17 protein-coding genes are annotated in these 21,959 nt (G+C 31.9%); 10 read left to right on the top strand and 7 right to left on the bottom strand.

The window, feature by feature from the left end:
• Positions 1-408 precede the first annotated feature (408 nt).
• From ACFSSB_RS06700 to ACFSSB_RS06690, 3 genes are all read left to right on the top strand, one after another.
• Positions 409-813 (top strand): hypothetical protein, encoded by a 405-nt coding sequence (locus tag ACFSSB_RS06700; RefSeq protein WP_379902330.1) that lies wholly within the window; start codon positions 409-411, stop codon positions 811-813.
• Between the two features lie 234 nt (positions 814-1,047).
• Positions 1,048-7,131: an HYR domain-containing protein gene (locus tag ACFSSB_RS06695; protein ID WP_379902328.1), complete on the top strand. Its 6,084-nt coding sequence runs from the start codon at positions 1,048-1,050 to the stop codon at positions 7,129-7,131.
• Positions 7,132-7,141: 10 nt separating this feature from the next.
• Complete coding sequence (locus ACFSSB_RS06690) at positions 7,142-7,915, top strand: T9SS type A sorting domain-containing protein (protein ID WP_379902326.1); 774 nt, start codon at positions 7,142-7,144, stop codon at positions 7,913-7,915.
• Here ACFSSB_RS06690 and ACFSSB_RS06685 read toward each other — a convergent pair.
• The 4 genes from ACFSSB_RS06685 to ACFSSB_RS06670 form a co-directional block, all read right to left on the bottom strand.
• Positions 7,893-8,600, bottom strand: coding sequence for a peptidoglycan DD-metalloendopeptidase family protein (locus ACFSSB_RS06685; protein WP_379902324.1), 708 nt, complete (start codon positions 8,598-8,600; stop codon positions 7,893-7,895). The two genes, ACFSSB_RS06690 and ACFSSB_RS06685, sit on opposite strands and share 23 nt — an antisense overlap.
• 79 nt (positions 8,601-8,679) lie before the next feature.
• The gene (locus ACFSSB_RS06680) at positions 8,680-10,140 is read right to left on the bottom strand and encodes a hypothetical protein (protein ID WP_379902322.1); all 1,461 of its coding nucleotides are present in this window, start codon (positions 10,138-10,140) and stop codon (positions 8,680-8,682) included.
• A 13-nt stretch (positions 10,141-10,153) separates the two neighbouring features.
• Positions 10,154-10,720: a hypothetical protein gene (locus tag ACFSSB_RS06675; RefSeq protein ID WP_379902320.1), complete on the bottom strand. Its 567-nt coding sequence runs from the start codon at positions 10,718-10,720 to the stop codon at positions 10,154-10,156.
• A complete protein-coding gene (locus ACFSSB_RS06670) occupies positions 10,704-11,255 on the bottom strand; it encodes an RNA polymerase sigma factor (protein WP_379902318.1) in 552 nt (183 codons plus the stop codon). Before ACFSSB_RS06670 ends, ACFSSB_RS06675 begins: the two co-directional genes overlap by 17 nt.
• Before the next feature lie 179 nt (positions 11,256-11,434).
• Between ACFSSB_RS06670 and ACFSSB_RS06665 the strand changes: the two genes are divergently transcribed.
• The 4 genes from ACFSSB_RS06665 (at position 11,435) to ACFSSB_RS06650 (ending at position 15,357) form a co-directional block, all read left to right on the top strand.
• Positions 11,435-11,989 (top strand): DUF2911 domain-containing protein, encoded by a 555-nt coding sequence (locus ACFSSB_RS06665; protein WP_379902316.1) that lies wholly within the window; start codon positions 11,435-11,437, stop codon positions 11,987-11,989.
• A 98-nt stretch (positions 11,990-12,087) separates the two neighbouring features.
• Entirely contained in the window at positions 12,088-13,161 is a 1,074-nt protein-coding gene (meaB, locus tag ACFSSB_RS06660) for a methylmalonyl Co-A mutase-associated GTPase MeaB (RefSeq protein WP_379902314.1), read from the top strand.
• 225 nt (positions 13,162-13,386) lie between these two features.
• Entirely contained in the window at positions 13,387-14,346 is a 960-nt protein-coding gene (locus ACFSSB_RS06655; protein WP_379902312.1) for a nucleoside hydrolase, read from the top strand.
• Positions 14,347-14,358: 12 nt separating this feature from the next.
• Positions 14,359-15,357, top strand: coding sequence for a phosphotransferase (locus ACFSSB_RS06650; RefSeq protein ID WP_379902310.1), 999 nt, complete (start codon positions 14,359-14,361; stop codon positions 15,355-15,357).
• Between the two features lie 113 nt (positions 15,358-15,470).
• Here the strand turns inward: ACFSSB_RS06650 and ACFSSB_RS06645 are convergent, their stop codons facing one another.
• Positions 15,471-16,412, bottom strand: coding sequence for an NAD-dependent epimerase/dehydratase family protein (locus ACFSSB_RS06645; protein WP_379902307.1), 942 nt, complete (start codon positions 16,410-16,412; stop codon positions 15,471-15,473).
• A gap of 95 nt (positions 16,413-16,507) precedes the next feature.
• Here ACFSSB_RS06645 and ACFSSB_RS06640 point away from each other — a divergent pair, with 95 nt between their 5' ends.
• From ACFSSB_RS06640 to ACFSSB_RS06630, 3 genes are read left to right on the top strand one after another with little or no spacing between them, the layout of a single operon-like run.
• Positions 16,508-17,221 (top strand): glycosyltransferase family 2 protein, encoded by a 714-nt coding sequence (locus ACFSSB_RS06640; RefSeq protein WP_379902305.1) that lies wholly within the window; start codon positions 16,508-16,510, stop codon positions 17,219-17,221.
• Complete coding sequence (locus ACFSSB_RS06635) at positions 17,221-17,853, top strand: lipid-A-disaccharide synthase N-terminal domain-containing protein (protein WP_379902303.1); 633 nt, start codon at positions 17,221-17,223, stop codon at positions 17,851-17,853. The genes ACFSSB_RS06640 and ACFSSB_RS06635 overlap by 1 nt, the downstream gene beginning before the upstream one ends.
• A complete protein-coding gene (locus ACFSSB_RS06630; protein WP_379902301.1) occupies positions 17,837-19,468 on the top strand; it encodes an ArnT family glycosyltransferase in 1,632 nt (543 codons plus the stop codon). The genes ACFSSB_RS06635 and ACFSSB_RS06630 overlap by 17 nt, the downstream gene beginning before the upstream one ends.
• Before the next feature lie 92 nt (positions 19,469-19,560).
• On the opposite strand, the gene ACFSSB_RS06625 is transcribed toward ACFSSB_RS06630, so the two are convergent.
• Complete coding sequence (locus ACFSSB_RS06625; RefSeq protein ID WP_379902299.1) at positions 19,561-19,983, bottom strand: response regulator; 423 nt, start codon at positions 19,981-19,983, stop codon at positions 19,561-19,563.
• Between the two features lie 2 nt (positions 19,984-19,985).
• On the bottom strand, positions 19,986-21,854 hold the full coding sequence (locus ACFSSB_RS06620; protein WP_379902297.1) for a PAS domain-containing sensor histidine kinase: 1,869 nt from the start codon (positions 21,852-21,854) through the stop codon (positions 19,986-19,988).
• Positions 21,855-21,959 lie beyond the last annotated feature (105 nt).

Raw genomic sequence — 21,959 nt, 5'->3', positions numbered from 1 at the left:
ATGCAAACAACACGTTATTCTTTTAATTTTAGGTTTACAAACCTAGACATTTTTTTTCAGCAATACTTTCTTTACTAGAAAACTACGGCAAAAAAGAAAAACTTATTTTATTTAAAGGACCTATAGACGAACAAGCAAACCATTTTAAATTCTATAGCAGAAGAAAATAAGTAAAGACTCTAAAAGACAAATAACACCTGTAATTAGTCTATCTGCAAACTTTATTTATTTAAATACCAGCATGGTAACACTAGATCTTTCATGGAATAAAACCTTACGCTCTATTTCTATAAGCATTAAATACATTTTATTTACGCTTAGGCCATTAAGAGATGAAAATTAAAATATCACAATTTTTTAACAACATTTTTTTTGTATATTTAAAAAACCCTAACCAAAATTGAAGATATGAAAAATGTATTTGCCGTTACTGTTGGTCTTGTTGTTGCTGGATTAGTAGTGTTTTTATTATATATTTTAGGACCACAGTTTTTTACTTTTCCGCAAGGAGCTAATCCTATGGACCCAGAATCTATTAAGCAAAATATGCACTTAATACCTAAAGGAGCAATGATTTTAGTTATTGTTGCACATTGTTTTGGTATTGTTGGTGGTATGATAGCATCTACAGCTGTTTCAGAAAACTCATTAATTCCTGCGTATATTGTTTCAGGAATTATCATTTTAGGTACTATAGGTGGCTCTTTAGCAATGTCGCATCCTACTTGGTCTATCATTTCAGGGATCCTTTCTGTTATTGCTGCATTTTTTATTGGCAGATTAGCTGCCATTCATAAATTAAACGAAGAATAAAAACATATTTTCTTACCTTATTAACTATCGTTTTACAAAACACCCCTTTTTTTTTCCATTTCAACGAAAAAACCACCACTACCCACTTATTCTAAGCATTATTATTTATTTTTAATACATTGCTAACAAGCAACTTACATCCTATTTCTTTTTTTTTGATTAATAGCACTTAATAAAACAAAAAAAAAACAAAAAAAAATGATGCAGCTTTACTTTACAATAAAGCGAAATTTTGTGCTATGTCTCTTAATTTCTACCTTACACTTTACTTTAAACACCAATGCCCAAACTATTAGCTTTGGAGCTTCTAGCTTGGTTGGTGAATCTGTGCTTAACCCTACTTCGTTAGAATTTGGGCCAGACAACAGACTATATGTTGCCCAACAAGATGGTAAAATATGGGCATATACCATAAGCCGAGATGCCGCAACATCAGGAAACGGTACCTATACCATTACAGGTACAGAAGCAATTACCACCATACAAACAGGTATTGTAAATCATGATGATTCTGGTATTTCTAATCCCACACAACAACGTTTAATTACAGGAATTGTTACTGCAGGTACGCCAACCAATCCTATTTTATACGTTACCTCATCAGACTTTTTATTTGGTGGTGGTGGTGCTGGTAGTGATACCAACCTAGATACCAATTCTGGTATTCTATCTAAATTAGAATGGAATGGTACTTCTTGGGATAAAGTAGACCTTATTAGAGGTTTACCTCGATGTGAAGAAAATCATGCTATTAATGGTATGGATACCTTTGAACGCGCAGGAAACAAATATTTATTAATTGTACAAGGTGGTAATACAAACAAAGGCGCACCAAGTAATAACTTTGCAGGTACGCCAGAATATTTTCTTTCTGCTTCTATGCTTATTGTAGATTTAACCCAGTTAGAAGGTATGCCTACCTATACAGACCCAAGAAATAATACCGATTACGTATATGATTTGCCTACGCTTAATGATCCTACAAGATTAGACATAGACAAAACACATCCCGATTTTCCGTATCCTGTTGGTCATCCTTTACGAGATGCAACAATAGATGTTAATGATCCCTTTGGTGGAAACAATAGTTTAAACCAAGCTTTTCCGGAAGCAGGAGGTCCAATACAACTATTTGCTCCTGGTTTTAGAAACGCTTATGATGTTGTGGTTACTGACAACGGAAGAATCTATACTTCAGATAATGGTCCGAACTCCCTTTGGGGAGGAGTTCCTAAAATTTATGATAGCGCTACAGATGCCTTTTTAGGAGATGAAAGTACTGTTACTTATGATCCATTGAATCATTATATAAAAAATGAAATGAATGAATCTGGAAGTAGTTTAATTGGAGACCCTCTACACTTTGTAGGTACCATAAACGACCCAAATAAAACGTATTATGGAGGACACCCAATTCCTATTAACGCATTTCCTTCTCGTGCTGAAGTAATTGCTTATAAAAAAATTAATGGTTCTTGGGTTGCTACTAATACCAACACCTTACAATCTTTATTAACGGGAACTTCCGGGTATTTTAATACTTCTTTTAGTATTAGTGATTTTCCTGACGATCCTCGTTTTGGAGAATATCTTGTTGACGAACCTGTTGGTAGTACTAAAGTAAATATTTTAGATGTAAGACCTTCTTCAACCAATGGTATACTAGAATATAAAGCAACCAACTTTAGTGGTATTATGCAAGGGAATATCTTAACCGCTTCTTTTAATGGAGACATTAATAGATACGTACTAAATGCTGCTGGAGATACTGTTTTAGAACAAGAAATTATATTTAGTGGTTTTGGCGCTTTACCATTAGATATTACAGCCCAAGGAGACTCTGATATCTTTCCTGGTACTATTTGGGCTGCAACCTATGGCGCCAATAACATTACTATTTTTGAGCCTTCTGATTTAGATTGTGCACAACCTGGAGAACCTGGTTACGATCCGCTTGCAGATAATGATGGAGATGGCTTTTCTAACCAAGATGAAATTGATAATGGTACCAATATTTGCTCTCAAGGAAGCAAGCCTAATGATAATGATGGTGATTTTATCTCCGATTTAAATGATCCAGATGATGACAATGATACTATACTAGATGTTAATGACGCATTTGCTCTAGATGCTAACAATGGTTTAAACACGAATCTTCCGGTTCATTTTGCTTTTTGGAATAACGATCCAGGCACTGGTTTTTTTGGCTTAGGTTTTACAGGCTTAATGCTAGATCCTTCTGGTACCACAGACTACTTAACCCAATTTGATGAAGCAGACCTCTCTTTTGGTGGTGCTGCAGGTAAGGCTACTGTAGATTATGTAACTATTGGTGATGCCACAACAAATAATCAAGATAATGGCTTTCAGTTTGGTGTAAATGTAGATACCAACTCTAACCCCTTTACTATTCAAACTAAAGTAGAATCACCTTATTTTGGTATTAATGGTTCGCAAACACAACCTGTAGATTTTCAATCTTGCGGAATTAGTTTTGGTAATGGAGATCAAGACAACTACTTAAAACTTGTTTTAATGAATGGCGTTAGTAATTCCGATTCTGTTAACGGCTTACAAGTAGTACTAGAAAGTAATGGTGTTACAACCATAGACAACAGCTATGATGTTCCTAATATTTTAGATGCTGGTTCTGTAAACCTATATTTTAGTATAGATCCTTCTGCAAATACTGCACAACCCTTTTACTCTATTGATGACGGACAAACATTAATTGTTTTAGGAAGTCCGATAACATTACCTCTAAATTTCTTAGATGCTACAGACAATAAAGGTTTAGCCATTGGCATCATCTCTACTGCTAGAGATGCTAGTTCCTCTTCAAACCCTTTTACTGCTACTTGGGATTATATTGAGGTTTATGAAAACCAAAATGGCATATTGGCAGCTACTCCTACTCCTTTAGATTTTGGATTAACTCCTACCACAAACTCTTTAAGAACAAAACAGCTTAATGTTAGTAATGCTGGAGGACCAACAGATGATGCCATAACCATAACAGCTCTTAATTTTACTGGGGCAGATGCAGCTATGTTTACTACAGATATAACTTTACCACTTACCATTAATGCAGGTACTAATGAAGATATTCCTATACATTTTATTTCTAACAGTAGTGTAGGTATTAAAAATGCTTCTTTAGAAATTGTACATTCTGGAAACAATTCTCCTATTCCAGTAAATCTTACTGGTGAAATTACAGATTCCTATTCGCCTTTAGTTAGAATAAATGCAGGAGGACCTTTAATAACAGCTTCTGATGCTGGCCCAGATTGGGAAGCAAACGATACCAACGGAACATTTACAGGTACATCTTATGCCGTTTCTTCTGGATCTAAATACGCAATTACTACACTAGACTACACTGGTAAAGATGCATCTATACCTTCGTATATAGACCAAACCACTTATGAGACTGTTATGAATTCGCAACGTAGTATTAGCGAAACTTCCATTCCTATGATCTTTTCTATTCCTGTACCAAACGGAGATTATATAGTTAATTTTTATGTCGCTAATTTATACAATGGTACTTCAGATCCTGGAGAAAGAATTTACAGTGTAGATATTGAAAATCAACGTTTTTTACAAAACTTTGACTCTTCAGAAACCTATGGACATCGTGTTGCTGGTATGATACAACAAAATGTACTTGTTTTAGATGGTATTTTAGAAATTGAGTTTTTTAGAGATATTGAAAACCCAATGGTAAATGCTATTGAAATTTTAGCGTTACAAGGTTCTGATATTATTATAGATCCTATTGCAGATATTACAAGTTGTGCCTCCGAAATCTCTGATTTTTCAGCTATTGCTAATGGTGGAGATCCTAATGAAAATTTCACTTATGCTATTAGTGGGCAACCTAGCGGATTACAAATTGAACCAACTAACGGACTTATTTTTGGTACCATTAACCCTAGTGCTATTACTGGTGGTTTAAATAGTGATGGTGTACACCAAGTAACTGTTACGGTTTCAAAAACAGGAAGTACAGATGCTATTGAAACTTTTATATGGACTGTTATTGAAGATACAGAAGTACCTGTAATTACATGTCCTGCAAACATCACGCAAGCAGCAGACACAGGAATTTGTGAAGCTACAGTAACGATAATAGAAGCAACTGCTACAGATGATTGTTCGGCAGGTATTACCTATTCTGGTGTTCGTGATGATGCTTTATTATTAACCGATCCTTATCCTGTTGGTGTTACAACCATTACCTGGACAGCAACAGATGCTGCAGGAAATGACTCTATTACTTGTGACCAGACCATAACTATTACGGAGGATGAAATCCCTGTAATTACATGTCCTGAAAATATAACACAAGCAGCAGACACAGGAATTTGTGAAGCTACAGTAACGATAACAGAACCAACTGCTACTGACAATTGTTCTACAGGAATCACCTATTCTGGTGTTCGTGATGATGCCTTATTATTAACAGACCCTTATCCTGTTGGTGTTACAACCATTACGTGGACTGCTACAGATGCTTCTGGTAATGATTCCGTTACTTGTGAGCAGACTGTAACTATTACAGAAGATGAAGTACCTGTAATTACATGTCCTGAAAACATAACGCAAGCAACAGACACAGGAATATGCGAAGCTACAGTAACAATAATAGAACCAACAGCTACTGATAATTGTTCTGCAGGAATTACCTATTCTGGTGTTCGTGATGATGCTTTATTATTAACCGATCCTTACCCTGTTGGTGATACAACTATTACTTGGACTGCTACAGATGCTTCTGGTAATGATTCCGTTACTTGTGAGCAGACTGTAACTATTACAGATGATGAAGTACCTGTAATTGTATGTCCTGAAAACATCACGCAAGCCACAGACACAGGAATTTGTGAAGCTACAGTAACAATAATAGAACCAACTGCTACTGATAATTGCTCTACAGGAATTACCTATTCTGGTGTTCGTGATGATGCTTTATTATTAACCGATCCTTATCCTGTTGGTGTTACAACCATTACTTGGACTGCTACAGATGCTTCTGGGAATGATTCCGTTACTTGTGACCAAACCATAACTATTACAGATGATGAAGTCCCTGTAATTACATGTCCTGAAAATATAACACAAGCAGCAGACACAGGAATTTGTGAAGCTACAGTAACGATAACAGAACCAACTGCTACTGATAATTGCTCTACAGGAATTACCTATTCTGGTGTTCGTGATGATGCCTTATTAATAACAGATCCTTATCCTATTGGTGTTACAACCATTACTTGGACTGCTACAGATGCTTCTGGTAATGATTCCGTTACTTGTGAGCAGACCGTAACTATTACAGAAGATGAAGTACCTGTAATTACATGTCCGGAAAACATAACGCAAACAGCAGACTCTGGTTATTGTGATGCTATTATAACAATTATAGAACCAACAGCAACCGATAATTGTTCGGCAGGAATTACCTATTTTGGTGTTCGTGATGATGCTTTATTATTAACAGCTCCTTATCCTGTTGGTGTTACAACCATTACGTGGACTGCTACAGATGCTTCTGGTAATGATTCTGTTACTTGCGAACAGACCATTACAGTAACGGATGATGAGATTCCTGTAATAACTTGTCCTACAGATATTGTTGAAGCCATACCAAATGGCACAACAGAGGCTTCTATAACCATTATAGAACCTACAGCTACAGAAAATTGTACAGGAATAATTACATATACAGGTGTTCGAGACGATGCTTTATTACTTACAGATCCATATCCTTTAGGAGATACCATTATAACTTGGACTACTACAGATGCTTACGGAAACGTATCTGCTTCCTGCGATCAAACTATAACAGTAAAATCTACTTATAGCTTACACTTAAATGTTTCGCTACAAGGAAGAACAGATTATACAGGTAATTATACGGTTATTATTTATGATGAAAATGACTTAGTAAATCCTGCCTACAGTTTAAATGCTACAGCTAATCCTGTTGGAGCACTAATTTTAGGCACAGAAATTCTGCCTGGGAATTATAAAGTATTAGTAAAACACCCTATGTATTTACAAGGTCTTTTAAATGTAAGTTTAACAGGAAATCAAACAGAAACAGTAAACACCTTGTTAGCTGGAGATGTTAATAACGATAACACGGTTACCTTTTTAGACTATGGTATATTAGCTAGCACTTACGGATTAAATTCTTCACAAACGGGCTACGACAGTCGTGCCGATTTTGATAATAATTTAACTATCAACTTTTTAGACTATGCGATAGTTGCTGGTAACTATGGACTATCTGGTGAAACACAAAACGATTAAAACTATAATTATGAAAAACATTCTAAAACTCAAACAAAAAATAGTATTCATACTAGGATTATTTATTTGCTCCTTCAACTCATTTTCACAAACCGTTGACGTAGTTGCAAATGTAGATGCTGTTCCTCCTTTAGAGGTTGGTGAAACTTTTTCTTATACACTTCAAGCTGTTGCAGGAACGACACCTTACAGAGTGGTACAAGTATATTTAAACTACAATACTTCTGCTATACAATTAAACAGTTTTACACCTGATAATACTGATTTAGATGCAATACAAACTATTACTTCTGAACCTGGAGTAATAAAATATTCTGCTGGTTCTTTAACCAATGACGTAACAGGAACTACCACTGTATTTACTGTTATTTTTGAAGTGGTTGGAACTGCAGAAAACATAATGATTACTCATGACATAGCATCTAACGGAAACCCTAATGGTACTGGAGTAGGAAACACTAGTGGTCAAGATATTTTAGGAACAGCAAATGACATTATATTAGCTACACTTGCTACAGAAGAAAACACTTTTAACACCAATATTTCAGTATTTCCAAACCCTGTAAGTGATGTGATGTATATAAAAACGAATACCGTTTCTAATATTAAAGACATAAAAATACACACACTAGATGGTAAACTTATACAACAAATTAAAAACAAGCATATGGAAGGCAATCAAATAGCTATTCCTATAAAGCATTTAGAAGAAGCTTTATATTTTGTGACTATTACCTCTACGCAAAATGAAATTGCTAGATTTAAAGTATTAATCCAGAATTAAGCTTCAGCAAAGTATTAGGATCTGGGCAGTTTGTTTTCAATCTGTCCAGATTTTTTTTGCTACAAACACCAGGATAATCGCCTACATTATTTTGTAAATCTCTAATAATTTGAAAGTGTAGATGCGGTGCATAATCTCCATTAACAGAAGCATCTCCTAAAGTTGCAATATCCTCTCCTGCTTTAAAAGTCTGTCTTACTTGCAATTGTTGTATAGATGCTGTACTTAAATGCCCATAAAGGGTAAAAAATTCTTCTCCTTTAATTCTATGTTTTAAAATTATGGTTGGTCCATAATCACCAAAATTGGTATTGTTTTTAAAGCTATGTACTGTTGCATCTAAAGGAGTATATATTTTAGTTCCTGCTGCTATCCATAAATCAAGCCCTAAATGTATATTTCGCTCTTCTTCTATATTTTTCTGATTAAAATACTCGCTGCGTTTATAAATATTTCGCTGTTCTAAATACCCTCCAAAAGCTACTTTTTTTTGATGCTTTTTAAGGTAGCTATTTATATATTCTTGCCATGCTTGCGAAGAGGCAGTATTAAAATTTTGTAAGTCGGAATTATTTTCACTTAGATCTATAGGAATATATTCAGAATCTGAAAAAGAGGAACGCAATACACGAAGTGGTTGCTTTGAAATATTATTTAGAAATAGGAGAAATTCTTCAGAATGCATTTTATACAAAACTATGTGTTTTCAAAAGTACGTATAAATGAATAATATTTTTAATAAAAATCAAGTCCAATTTAAAGGTTTATTTTTTGACAATAACATTACTATATTTTGCATTAATAACAATGGTTTTATTGCTATCACTACTTATTGTTTTACTAGATGCACTTTCATTATTATATAAAGATTTTGTGCCTTTATAAAACAAGTTATAATCCCCTTGAGGCAATTTTACATTAGCTTCACTATTTTCAAGAACAAGATTTATATTTTTAAAATCATTAGAGATATTTCCAATAACCAAATCCCCAAAACTTCCATCAATCATGGCATTACTTTCTATATTTTTAATAGATACGTTAGATGAATTTGCACTTAAAATTAGACTTTTAGCCTTTTCTACTCTAGCATGATCTACATAATTAAGTTGCAATTCTCCAGCCATCCAGTTGTTAATTTTTACTGGAGAATAAGACACATTGATGGAAGAATTGCTTCCATCAATGGTGTTTGCTGTAAAATTAGAATGTGAAATATCTGCTTTAACATTATGAATAGTAGTTGCTAAAATTAATTCGCCATGTCTTACATTCATTTTTAGTTTTCCTTTTTTTGGCATTTTAATTTTAATGGTCTTTTTGACTTTAAGGTTTGATTTTTTAGAAATAGACAATAAATCATCCGAAGTATCCTTATGGTTATTTTCTTCACCAAAAGCTCTTTCTAAAGAAGCCTCAATACGTTTACCAAATGCTTCTCCCCATGCTTCCATATTTTCTTCAAAGTCACTTTCTTCTATTGATCTTTCTAAATCTTCACCCCATTTTTCCATTCTTTTTTCAAATTCTTTCCCAAAATTCTCTTCAAAATTATTGCCGAAATTTTCTCCCCAAGCTTCCATTTTCTTTTCATATTCTTTCCAGTCTTTTTCTTCAAAATTCTTAGCCCAATTTTCCATTTTATCCGAATATTCCTTGCCATATTTCTCTTCATATTCTTTGCTCCATTTTTCTAAATAAGCCTCTCCTTCTTCTTGATATTTTTCATAATCAAAATTTGAAGTATTCATTCCATCTGGCAAATTAGGAAGATTAGGCATTTTTGGCATGTCTTGCATATTTAAAGATTCCATTAAATTTTCAACCAAAGGCATTACAGGTAAATCTGCTAATTTAAATTCTAATTCTTTAAGCGCATCTAATGCGTTATCATCAAAAACAGCTATACTTTCTTCATTCCATGCGTGCGAAGCATCTTCTGTTATAATAGAAATTAATGATTTAGAAGTTTCTACTTGTACTTGCCAAGCATCATACATTTTCTGTAGTTCTTCTTTAGATAAAATATCACTTTCTATAGAAGCTTCAATTTCAACAATATCTTTGTTCCATGTTTCCACCTCTATATTAGTGTAACTTGTATTTAATACCAGCTCAACGTCATTATCCACATTTATAGATTGTGATATTTTTTCTAATTTTTGTTGTGCCATACTACTAATGGTAACAAAAAGCAGGAGTATTGTTATTTTTAAATTTTTCATTTTAGTATTTTTTTTAAATGACCTCTTGATTTTTAGATTCAAGTGTACTTAATGTTTTTAATTGTTCTTTTAAACGGTGTAATAAGTTTAACCTAAATTTTAAATTATCTATAAGTGCATTAACGGTTTGCTCATTGGGCCCAATTTGCGTTAGCTCTACAGATAGCTTACTGTATTCCTTCTTTAAATCTTCTAAGCGTTGTATATAACCATCAAACATTTCTTTATTTTCTGGAGTAAGTTTAACTTTAGAAAGTTCTAGATTAATATTCGCTAAATAATAATCTTCTACCTTTTTTAAATCTGGTGAAACATCTCCTAATGTTTTGGTATTAACCACTGTATTTTTACTATTATCTTTAGGTATTACAGGAGAATTAAAATAGGTGTAGGTACCAAAACTTAAACCTACAAACAAAGCTATACTTGCAGCAATCTGCAACCAATTAAATCTTGGTTTTTGCTTTTCTGGCAATGCTTTGTTAAGCTTATCAAGAAATCTAGCTTCATGATTTTCTGGCATTTTTTTATTTTGCTCTTGCAAATCTTGTTTTAATAAATCTCTAATGTCTTGTGCCATTTTTTCTATGTTTTAATAATTCTTGCAATTTTTGTTTCCCTCTAGATAATTGCGTTCTAGATGCAACTTGAGTAATATTTAAAATTTCTGAAATCTCTTGATGATCATAGCCTTCCATTAAAAAAAGCATCACTACATACTTGTATTTTTCTGGTAATGTGTTTATTGCATTTTTAACTTCTAAACATGTTATTTTTTCATCTACTAACCACTTGTCATCATTAGCAGCATCAACTACTTTTAAGTGCACTTCTTCTAATGCAACTACTTGTTGCTTTTTAGATTTTAAATAATCGATACTTTTATTAACAACAATTCGTTTTAACCAAGCACCAAAAGTAACTTCCCCTTTATATTGATGTAGTTTTTGAAATGCTTTAATAAAAGCTTCTTGTACTACATCTTCTGCTTCTGCTGCATCCTTAACAAATCGATTAGCAACAATATACATACCATTGCAATACTGGTTGTACAACTGCATTTGTGCTAGTCGGTTGTTTTGTTTGCATTTTTCAATTATATCGGTTTGAAACACGCTTTTTCGTTTTGGTTTTTGGTTCGTTCACTTTAAAGACGATGAAAAAAAAATAGTGTTGCAAAAAAGGTTATTTTTTTTTAAAATCTTGGTAAGATTTTTGTGCAACATTATTAAAGATGCTTAGTTTAAAGTATCTTTACATTTTTAAATTTAGATATAAAAAAAACAGAAAAAAAATGAATAGGTTTTTAAAGTGGCTTATAGGGATATTAACTATTGCTTTAGTTGCAATTTCTATATATTCATATAAAAACGATGGTTTATTTAGCGAAAAATTAAGCCCTGAAAAGACAGTAAGTTTTCAGGTAGAAGATATTAAACTACGTGTATTTTACAACCGACCATCTAAAAGAGATCGTGAAATTTTTGGCGCACTAGTACCTTATGATCAAGTTTGGCGTACAGGAGCCAATGAAGCGACTACCTTTGAAACCAATAAATCTTTAAGAATTGGTAAAGATTCTCTTCCTGCAGGAAAATATACAGTTTGGACCATACCTCATGACTCTACTTGGAATGTGATGTTTAATTCTAAACAATATCCTTGGGGAGTAGATATGGAAATGAATCCTATGCGTGTTCCTGAATTTGACGTGGTTAACATTAGCGTTCCTGTAAAAAAGATAGACACTACTGTGGAACAGTTTACTATTGGATTTGATAATTCTACAGACAACCTATCTTTAACAATGGCTTGGGATGACACCATGGTTGTGGTACCATTGAAATAAGTATTCTGTAGCAGTTTTGATATGTCCTTTTAATAATTAGTTATACATTTATAGAACTTCTACAGCATTTAAGTTTAGCGTTTTAAAATAACAAGTTCGTGACCAAACAAAAAAAATCTGCATTAAAAGAACAAGAAGGAGTTTCAGCTAGTGAAATTACCAACATTTCTTCTATTCAAAAAATTAAACAAAAACGAAAAGCACAACCTAGTGCTGCAGATTTAGTTTCGCAAATTTTAAACGGAAACATTACCGCATTAAGTAGAGCAATTACTTTAGTAGAGAGTAAAAACACAGCACATTTAAAGAAAGCTAACACTATAATTAAAGCCTGTTTACCACATGCTAATAAATCTATTCGCGTTGGTATTACAGGAGTTCCTGGTGTTGGCAAAAGCACCTTTATTGAAGCCTTTGGATCTTATTTAACTGGACAAGGAAAAAAAGTTGCTGTATTAGCAATTGACCCAAGTAGCTCACTAACCAAAGGAAGTATTCTTGGAGACAAAACGAGAATGGAAGACTTGGTAAAAGACAAAAACGCTTTTATAAGACCCTCTCCTTCTGGTGAATCTCTTGGTGGTGTTGCTAGAAAAACACGCGAAACTATTATTCTTTGTGAAGCCGCTGGTTTTGACACTATTATTATTGAAACGGTTGGTGTTGGCCAAAGCGAAACTGCTGTACACAGTATGGTAGATTTCTTTTTACTATTAAAACTTGCAGGTGCTGGAGATGAGTTACAAGGTATAAAACGAGGTATTATTGAAATGGCAGATGCTATTGCTATTAATAAAGCAGATGGTGAAAATGCCAAAAGTGCAAAGCTTGCTAAAGTAGAATTTAACAGAGCACTACACCTCTATCCTGAAAAAGATTCTGCTTGGAAACCCAAAGTTACTTTATGCAGTGCTTTACACAACCAAGGAATTGATACTATTTGGCAAATAATTCAAGACTATATTAAAATTACTACCAAAAACAACTACTTAAAGCACAACCGAAACGAACAAAATAAGTTTTGGCTCATTCAAACTATTGAAATGCGTTTGAAATCGAATTTCTTCAACAATGAAAAGATAAAAAAAGAACTCAAAAATCAATTACAACTTATTGAGGAAAATAAAACCACTCCTTTTGCTGCTGCAGATTACTTATTGGCCTTAAAATAAAACCACTTACTACAGGTTTAAAACTTCTATTTACCTTCAAGCAGTAGTTTTTATAAAAAAACACCCCTTAATTAGTAATATACTGTAGTTTTTACGACTCATACTCCTAATGTGCTTTTACTACCAATTTTACAGATAGTAACTACAAGTAGTATATAGTATATTGCTAGCTAAAGACACATCCCTTTTAATGAAGCAACAACATAAAAGCAATACGACCTTTTTATGAATTTTTACAAGTATTTAAACCTAAACAGACGCACAAAAAAAGCTAGATTTTATTTATTACCTGTTCTTTTGCTTTTTTGTTTTCTTTCTATACAAGCACAAGATACTAACAAATTAAATTTAATTATTGATGCAGATACTGCTAATGAAGTAGATGATTTATATGCTATTGTTAGTGCTATTTTAGAACCTACCTTTAACCTACTAGCAATAAATTCAGCACAATTTCACACCTCTCCATTAGCTTCTGAAAACACAGTACTTGAAAGCCAAAAAATTAATGAAGAGATTATAGAATTGATGCATGTTAAAGGAATTGCCCTTCCTTTAGGAAGTAATATGCCTTTAAAAGAATATGGCAAACCAATGCCTTCTGAAGCTTCTCGATATATCATTGAGACAGCTCATAAAATGAAAAACAATCAAAAGTTACATGTGGTTATTTTAGGCTCATGCACAAATGTAGCTTCTGCTATTTTAGAAGATCCTTCTATACTTTCTAAAATAAAAGTACATTATCTTGGCTTTTGGCACACTCCAGATACCAATGTGTATAATAAAAAAGAATTCAATTCTGGCAATGATGCTATTGCTGTAGAAGTTTTACTGAACACCAAAAACTTGGATCTAAATGTCATGACAGCGACTACCAGTCAGCATTTAGTATTTACAAAACAAGAAGTAGATAGCCATTTAAAAAACAAAAAAGGGATTGCTAATTATTTAGTAAATAGATGGGAAACGTATACGCGTTGGTGGACTAAAGAAGATCCTGAAAAAGAAAAATGGATTATGTGGGATGTAGCTATTATTGAAGCCTTAGCGCATCCTGAATTAACTACTATACAATATTTTTTAACACCTCCTGAAAATACACAACGTACCATTGGTATACATACTAAAATAGATGTACATACAATGAAAACTCATTTTTGGAATACTTTAAAAAACCTTTAACCACAAGCTTTTATGTTTATTGACTTGCAAACTCCTAAGGAGGATATTCAAAAATTATTACAAGAAATTGACTTTTTTAAAACTACTAATGAACACATAACAAATGTTACCAAACCAGGAGAAGGTAATATGAATGTGGTTTTGCGTATTGAAACCAATATGCGTTCTTTTATTGTAAAACAATCACGTCCTTTTGTTCAAAAATACAAGGATATTGAAGCACCAATACAACGTATTGATGTAGAATATCAGTTTTATAAAACCATTGCAAACAATAGCTTACTGTGCCAACATTTTCCTAAGGTTTTAAAATATAATGCCAAAAACCACCTGCTCCTTTTAGAAGATTTAGGTCATTGTGAAGACATGACATACTTGTACCAAACCCATACAATAACACCACAACAAATAGAGTTACTTGTTGGTATAGTTGCTAATATTCACAATTCAAAAGTAACTAGCAATTACCCTAAAAACAAAGAATTACGTGTATTAAATTACCAGCATATTTTTGAACTTCCTTTTATAGAAAACAACGGTTTTTCGTTAAATGAAATACAAGAAGGATTACAAACACTTTCGTTACCTTATAAAAAAGACGCAGCACTTAAACAGAAAATCAAAGAAATAGGAAGTCTGTATCTATCTGACGGAACTACCTTAATACATGGTGACTTTTATCCTGGTAGCTGGATGACAAAAAACAATCAAATTTATAGTATTGATCCTGAGTTTAGTTTTTTAGGCTTTAAAGAATTTGATCTTGGTGTTCTTGCTGCGCATTCTATATTAATATTACAGAATAAAAGTGCTCTTGCCATTATTGAAAAAAACTACCCAAATACCATAAACACTACACTTTTAGAACAAGTTACAGGTATTGAAATAATGCGTCGTTTAATTGGTTTGGCACAACTACCAATTACATTATCCTTAAAAGAAAAAGAAGATTTACTGCAATTAGCTTATGGTTTAATAATGAACTTAGACACTAACACCATTGCAAATTAGCCTTAAACGCTATTATTACATTTTAAATAAAAAAAGCACAGTCATTACACTGTGCTTTTTTATTTTTTAAAAGGTAAAACCTTTATATAGTAGTTTGTTTTGTATACTAAAGCCTATAAAAAATTCTCTTTATACCAATTTACTTGTGCTTCTACACCTTCTAACAAAGTAGTTTGCGGATTGTAATTTAATAAGGTTTTTGCCTTTTCTATATTTGCTTTTGTACGTAATTGGTCTCCTACTCTAGCTTCAACATGATCTATCTTGATAGATTTTCCTATTACTTTTTCAACAGCTTCAATACCTTCTTGTGTAGTATGTTCTACTTCTGTACCAAGATTAATAATTTCGCCATCTACTTTTTCTTCCTTGCTAACAACAGCTACAACACCATCTACAATATCACCAACATAGGTAAAGCTACGCAAGTGACTAGCACTACCACTGTATAAAGGAAAAGCATCTTCTTTATACGCACAAGCAATTAACTTGGTGTACATTTTTTCTGGTCTTTCACGAGGTCCAATTACAGAGTACAAACGCAAAGAACATGCTTTAAACACTTTTTCTCTACTTTTTTGAAGCACTAACTGCTCTGCTGTTAATTTAGTAACTCCGTAATGCGAAGCTGGTTTTGGTGCTACATCTTCAGGAAAAGTAGCTTCTAATCCGTAAATAGAAGAAGTTCCTATATTTACAAACAACTCTAAATCAGTTAAAGTAAGTGCATAATCTATCAGGTTTTTAGTTGCAATTATATTGTTACTAAAATAATCTTCAAACGTAGATGTTTTAGATATTCCTGGTTGTGCTGCGTAATGAAAGATATAGTTAATGTCTTTTGGTAAAACTTCTGCTAAATCCGTTTCACGTAAATCTTTATTTATTATTGTAATACCTTTTTCTGCAAGGGCTTTTTCATTTAACCTTTTTAGTTCTAAACTGTAGTATGGCGAAAAATTATCTACACCAATAACTTCATGTCCTAGATCCTTTAAACGTTCTGCTGTATGTGAGCCGATAAAACCTGCTGCTCCTGTTATTAAAATTTTCATATAAAAGTATTATACTACAAAGAAACAGATTTTTTTTTACAAAGAATTTCTATTGACAAAAAAAGAATACATTTGCACTAATAAGTTTCCATGATATGAATTTTGTATTTACCATAGTTGTTCCTGTTTATAATGAAGAAGATAATTTATTACGCGTAGAAAAAGAATTACTCGCCTATACCAAAATTGCTATAAAACCTACAAAAATTCTATTTGTTAATGATGGCTCTAAAGACAAAAGTCAAGAGATTATTGAAACCATTTGCAACAGAAACACCGAATTTTCTTTTATTTCTTTTAAAGAAAATCGAGGCTTAAGTGCTGCTATTAAAGCTGGTTTTGATTATACTAACACAGAGCTAGTTGGTTATATAGATAGTGATTTACAAACTGCACCAGAAGATTTTAATTTGCTTTTAGAACATATTGGCACTTATGATTTAGTTACAGGTGTACGCGCTAACCGTAAAGATAGTCTGGTAAAAAACATGTCTTCTAAAATAGCAAACGGAATTAGAAGAAGTTTTACTCATGATGGTATGGATGATACTGGTTGCCCTTTAAAGGTTATAAAAACCGAATATGCCCAACGCATACCAATGTTTAGAGGTTTACACCGATTTTTACCTGCTATGATATTATTACAAGAAGGTAAAATAATACAAATTCCGGTTCAACATTTTCCTAGAATTGCTGGTCAAGCAAAATTTGGTGTGTGGAATAGATTACTTGGTCCTTTAGCAGATTGTTTTGCTTATTTATGGATGAAGAAAAAATACATTAATTACACCGTTTCAAAACAAGGATAATGAGTAATTGGATAATATATAGTATTGGGTTTGCTGCACAAATATTATTTTCATCCAGACTAATTATACAATGGATAACTAGTGAAAAACAAAAAAAGGTAATTACACCAACCTTATTTTGGACACTTAGCCTATTTGCCTCTTTTTTACTATTTGTATATGGTTATTTACGTGACGACTTTGCCATTATGCTTGGGCAAGGACTTACCTATTTTATTTATATAAGAAATTTACAACTACAAAACCAATGGCAAAAATTTCCTAAAGCTTTTCGTTGGTTCTTACTTTTTGTTCCTGTTTTTATTTCTATTTTTTATTTTAATAATAACACCATAGATGTAGAACGTTTATTTAAAAACGATGCTATTCCGTTTTGGTTATTGCTTTTAGGTATTGTATCGCAAATAGTTTTCACCTTGCGCTTTGTGTTTCAATGGTTATATTCTGAGAAACAAAAAGAATCTTCATTACCATTCGGTTTTTGGCTTTTAAGCTTAATTGGTTCTTCCTTAATTTTAATTTACGCGATTATTAGAAAAGATCCTGTTTTATTTATAGGTCATGTTTTAGGTGCTATTATTTACAGCCGAAATTTAATATTATTAAAAAAAGACCATGCTAAAAACACTTGAAAAACACCCAATAATTAGCATTTGTATTTTGGTTGCTTTCATGCTTTTACCAAATTTAGATGCTATTCCTGTTTCTATTATGGAAGCGCGTAACTTTATTACTGCGCGTGAAATGGTGCAAGATAACCATTGGTTATTAACTACCATGAATGGAGAAGCTCGTTATCAAAAACCACCTCTACCAACATGGCTAGCCGCTATTTCTAGCTTTGTTTTTGGAATTAAAAGTGTTTTTGGTTTGCGTTTTCCTGCTGTACTTATGGTTATGCTTATTGGTAGCTTTATTTATAAACTTTCGCAATTAACACTTAAAAGCAAAACGCATTCTTTAATTAATGCACTAATTACAGTAAGCTCTTTTTATGTAATAGGAATAATTATTGAAGCACCTTGGGATATTTTTACGCATGGCTTTATGCTAATAGCCATTTACCATTTATTCTTACTATTTACTAAAGAAAAAAACTACTGGAAAAACACCATACTTGCAGGTGTATTTATTGGTTTATCTTTTATGTGCAAAGGACCTGTATCTATGTACGCATTAATGCTTCCTTTTTTAATTGCTTTTGGTATAACCTACAAATACAGTAATTTTAAAAGAAAAGCATTTTCTTATTTTAGTATTTTACTACTTGCTTTATCTATTGGCTCTTGGTGGTTTATATATGTACGCTTACAAGATCCTGCTACATTTGAAGCTATCACTAAAAAAGAAACAGGCAATTGGTCTAGCTATAACGTAAGACCTTTTTACTACTATTGGAGCTTTTTTACACAAAGTGGTTTATGGACAATTCCTGCTTTTATTAGTTTATTATATCCTTATTTAAAAAATAAAGTAAGCAATAAAAAAGCATATAGATTTTCTTTTTTATGGACAATTCTAGCGGTTATTTTACTATCTATAATCCCAGAAAAGAAATCGCGATACCTAATGCCTGTATTAATTCCGTTATCTATAAATATTGGTTTTTATATAGAATACATCCTTAGAAAATTTAAAGACTTAAAAGATAAAAAAGAAACCATTCCTGTGTATTTTAACTTTGGTCTTATAGGTTGTATAGGAATTATATTTCCTGTAGTTGCTTATCTATTTTTAAAAGAAAACATAGCAGGTTACTGGTTTTGGTACCTAGCAGCTTCTGCTATTTTAGTAACACTTGGTGTTTCAATTATAATACAATTAAAAAAGAAAAACCTACAACAGGTTTTTATATATACAGTACTTTTCTTTGCTTCGGTTTTACTTACCGTTTCTCCTTTAAGCAAAGCACTAACGAGTAGTAATTATAAACCTATTTTTAATTTATATAAAGAAGCATCTGCAAAACAAATGCAAGTTTATGGTTTTAATTATGTTGCTCCAGAAATGATATGGCAGTTTGGTAATAAAGTACCTGAAATTAAAAAAGACGATACTTTTCATTTTCCTAAAGAAAACACCTTTGGTATGTTAGCTAATGGAATAAACCCAGATGATCAAGCTGTGTTGAGTAGCTTATATACAATTGAAAAAGTTGCTACCTATGATTTAAATACAGCATCAAAAGATGCTAGAAAGTATAATGGTAGGCTTATGTGTAATTATTATGTATTGACTAAAAAATAAAAAACTTTAATTTTGTTTTTACTGATAACAAAAGCTAAATTTTAAGGCTAATAAAAAACCTCACAAGTATATTCTTTGTGAGGTTTTTTATTTTACTCTGTTTCTTCTTTATCATTAAGATATACCTCAATGATAGATTTTATTTTGCCTTGTTTAATAGGCTTAATAATATAATCTGATATTTCACTTATTTGATGCGCTTTTTTAATATCTGTTTCATCTACAGATGAAGACGCCATATAAATGGTTATTTTTTTACTTAATTTAGGTTTAATCTTTATGAATTCATCCATAAACTGAAACCCATCCATAATTGGCATATTTATGTCTAATAAAATAATATCAGGAAGATCTTCTTCATTAGAAATATTATCCATCATAAACTGCAAAGCTTCTTCACCATCAGAAAAGGCAAGCACACTTTTTGCATAGTTTAAAGATTGTATAGTTTTTTTTATAGTAAATTGATAGATATCATCATCATCAACAATACAAAAATTAAAATTTTTCTTCATTCTTATTCTTTAAAATTAACACTGAAAGTAGAACCTACATTAACTTCACTTTCAACAGTAATTGTACCTCCAAGAGATTCAATCTGTACTTTTGTCATAAACAAACCTACTCCGTTTGCATCAGGATGTCTATGAAAAACTTTATTTAAACCAAATAGCTTATGGCCATGTCGCTCTAAATCAATACCTAAACCGTTATCTTTAAACTTAAGCTTTACAGCTCCATCTTCTAAAACGGAATAAACGTAAATTTCCGGATCCTTATCTTCAGATTTATATTTTATAGCATTACTCAATAAATTAAGAAAAATACTTTCTAAATACGCCTTATTATAGTTAATATTTGTGACATTCTCAAAATTACTACTTATTTTAGTATTTGTACTAATTATTTGACCAGAAAGAATTTGAACTGTTTTATTTAAAATTTCATTAAAATCAAGCTTTTCAACAGGTATTGAAGTTCTATTTTTTGCTTTTAATGCTTCAATTAGAGTATTTAGCGTATCTGTAAGATGATGTATAACAATTTCAAATTTTTCAAAGGCAAGAATTTTCTCTTCTTCGGTTTCTGCCATTTTATAAAATCCCATTAAGGAATTTAAATTACTCACAGGAGCGCGTAGATTATGAGAGGTTATCTGTGCAAAATCTGCTAATTGTGTATTTTGATCGGTAAGTTTATTGGCTAAAACTTCTAACCTTTCATTAGCTTCTAATATTTTATTTTCTGCCTTTTTTTGAACAGTAATATCTCTAATTGCTGCAGATACTAGTAAGCCTTCTTCGGTTTTAAGCGGACTTAAACTTATTTGTATAGGTATTTCTTTTCCAGCTTTATTAATTCCATAAAGCTCTCTTCCCTCTCCCATTTTTCTAGCTATAGGTGCACTAAAAAACAAATCACGATGCGTACTATGTTTATCCTTATATCTATTTGGTATTAATAATTCTACAGGTTTATTAATTAATTCTTCAGAGGTGTAACCAAATAATTTTTCGGCTTGCTTATTGATTAGTTGAATAATTCCAAAATCATTTACAATAACCATAGCATCAGGAGCAGACTCTAGTAAACCTCTAAACTTAATCTCTGCCATTCTTTGTTCTGTAACATCTTGACAGGTTCCTATTAGTTCTATTACTTCTCCAGTATCTTCATCTAAAACAACTTCACCAAGTAATTGTATGGTTTTCGTTTTTCCGCTTTTTAGTTTAATACGATGCAGAAGATCATAAAACTTTTTATCTTTTATAGATTTCTCAAAAGATATACTCACTTTTTCCTTGTCTTCAGGATGCACAAAGCTAAAATAGGTCTCGAAGTTTAAATTTTCTTTAGGATCCACTCCAAAAATATTAAATAAGTTACTAGACCATTCGACCTTATTTATAACAGTATCCCATTGCCAATTACCCATCATGGTAATTTTTTCTGCAGCATTTAAAACTTGGTTTTTTCTTAACAGGTCGTTTTCTATTTTTTTTAGATCTGTTATATTTTTTAATATTCGCATAAAACCAACATTTTCTCCCTTATCACTTTTTAAAGGAATTAATGTGGAGTGTGCTATAAATCTAGTACCATCTTTTTTAACAATAGTCCATTCACGCGCATCATAATCATCATTTTGGGCTAATATTTTATACGGATTGAAATCGGAAGTTTTTATTTTGTACTTAGAAGCAATATCTTTTTTAAATTTTTCATACTCTTCATCTAGAATAAAAAAATTAGACTTTTTTTTCCCTAGTAATTCAGAAGCAGAATAGCCTAATAGTTTTTCGGCACCTTCATTAAATTGATAAATAACATTATCATTATTTATTGCTATTATAGCTATAGTTACAGGATTTAAATTCGCTTTCATAAGACTCAAATAATAAACACATTTGCTTTAATAGCAATAAAAATCACATAAAGAAGTGTTAGCAATTATGCTAAGTTAACTTAATTTTAACGAACTTTTTAGTAC

The organism is Lacinutrix gracilariae (genome assembly GCF_042684485.1).
Classification (GTDB): Bacteria; Bacteroidota; Bacteroidia; order Flavobacteriales; family Flavobacteriaceae; genus Oceanihabitans; species Oceanihabitans gracilariae.
This window is presented reverse-complemented; position numbering and strand designations above follow the sequence as displayed.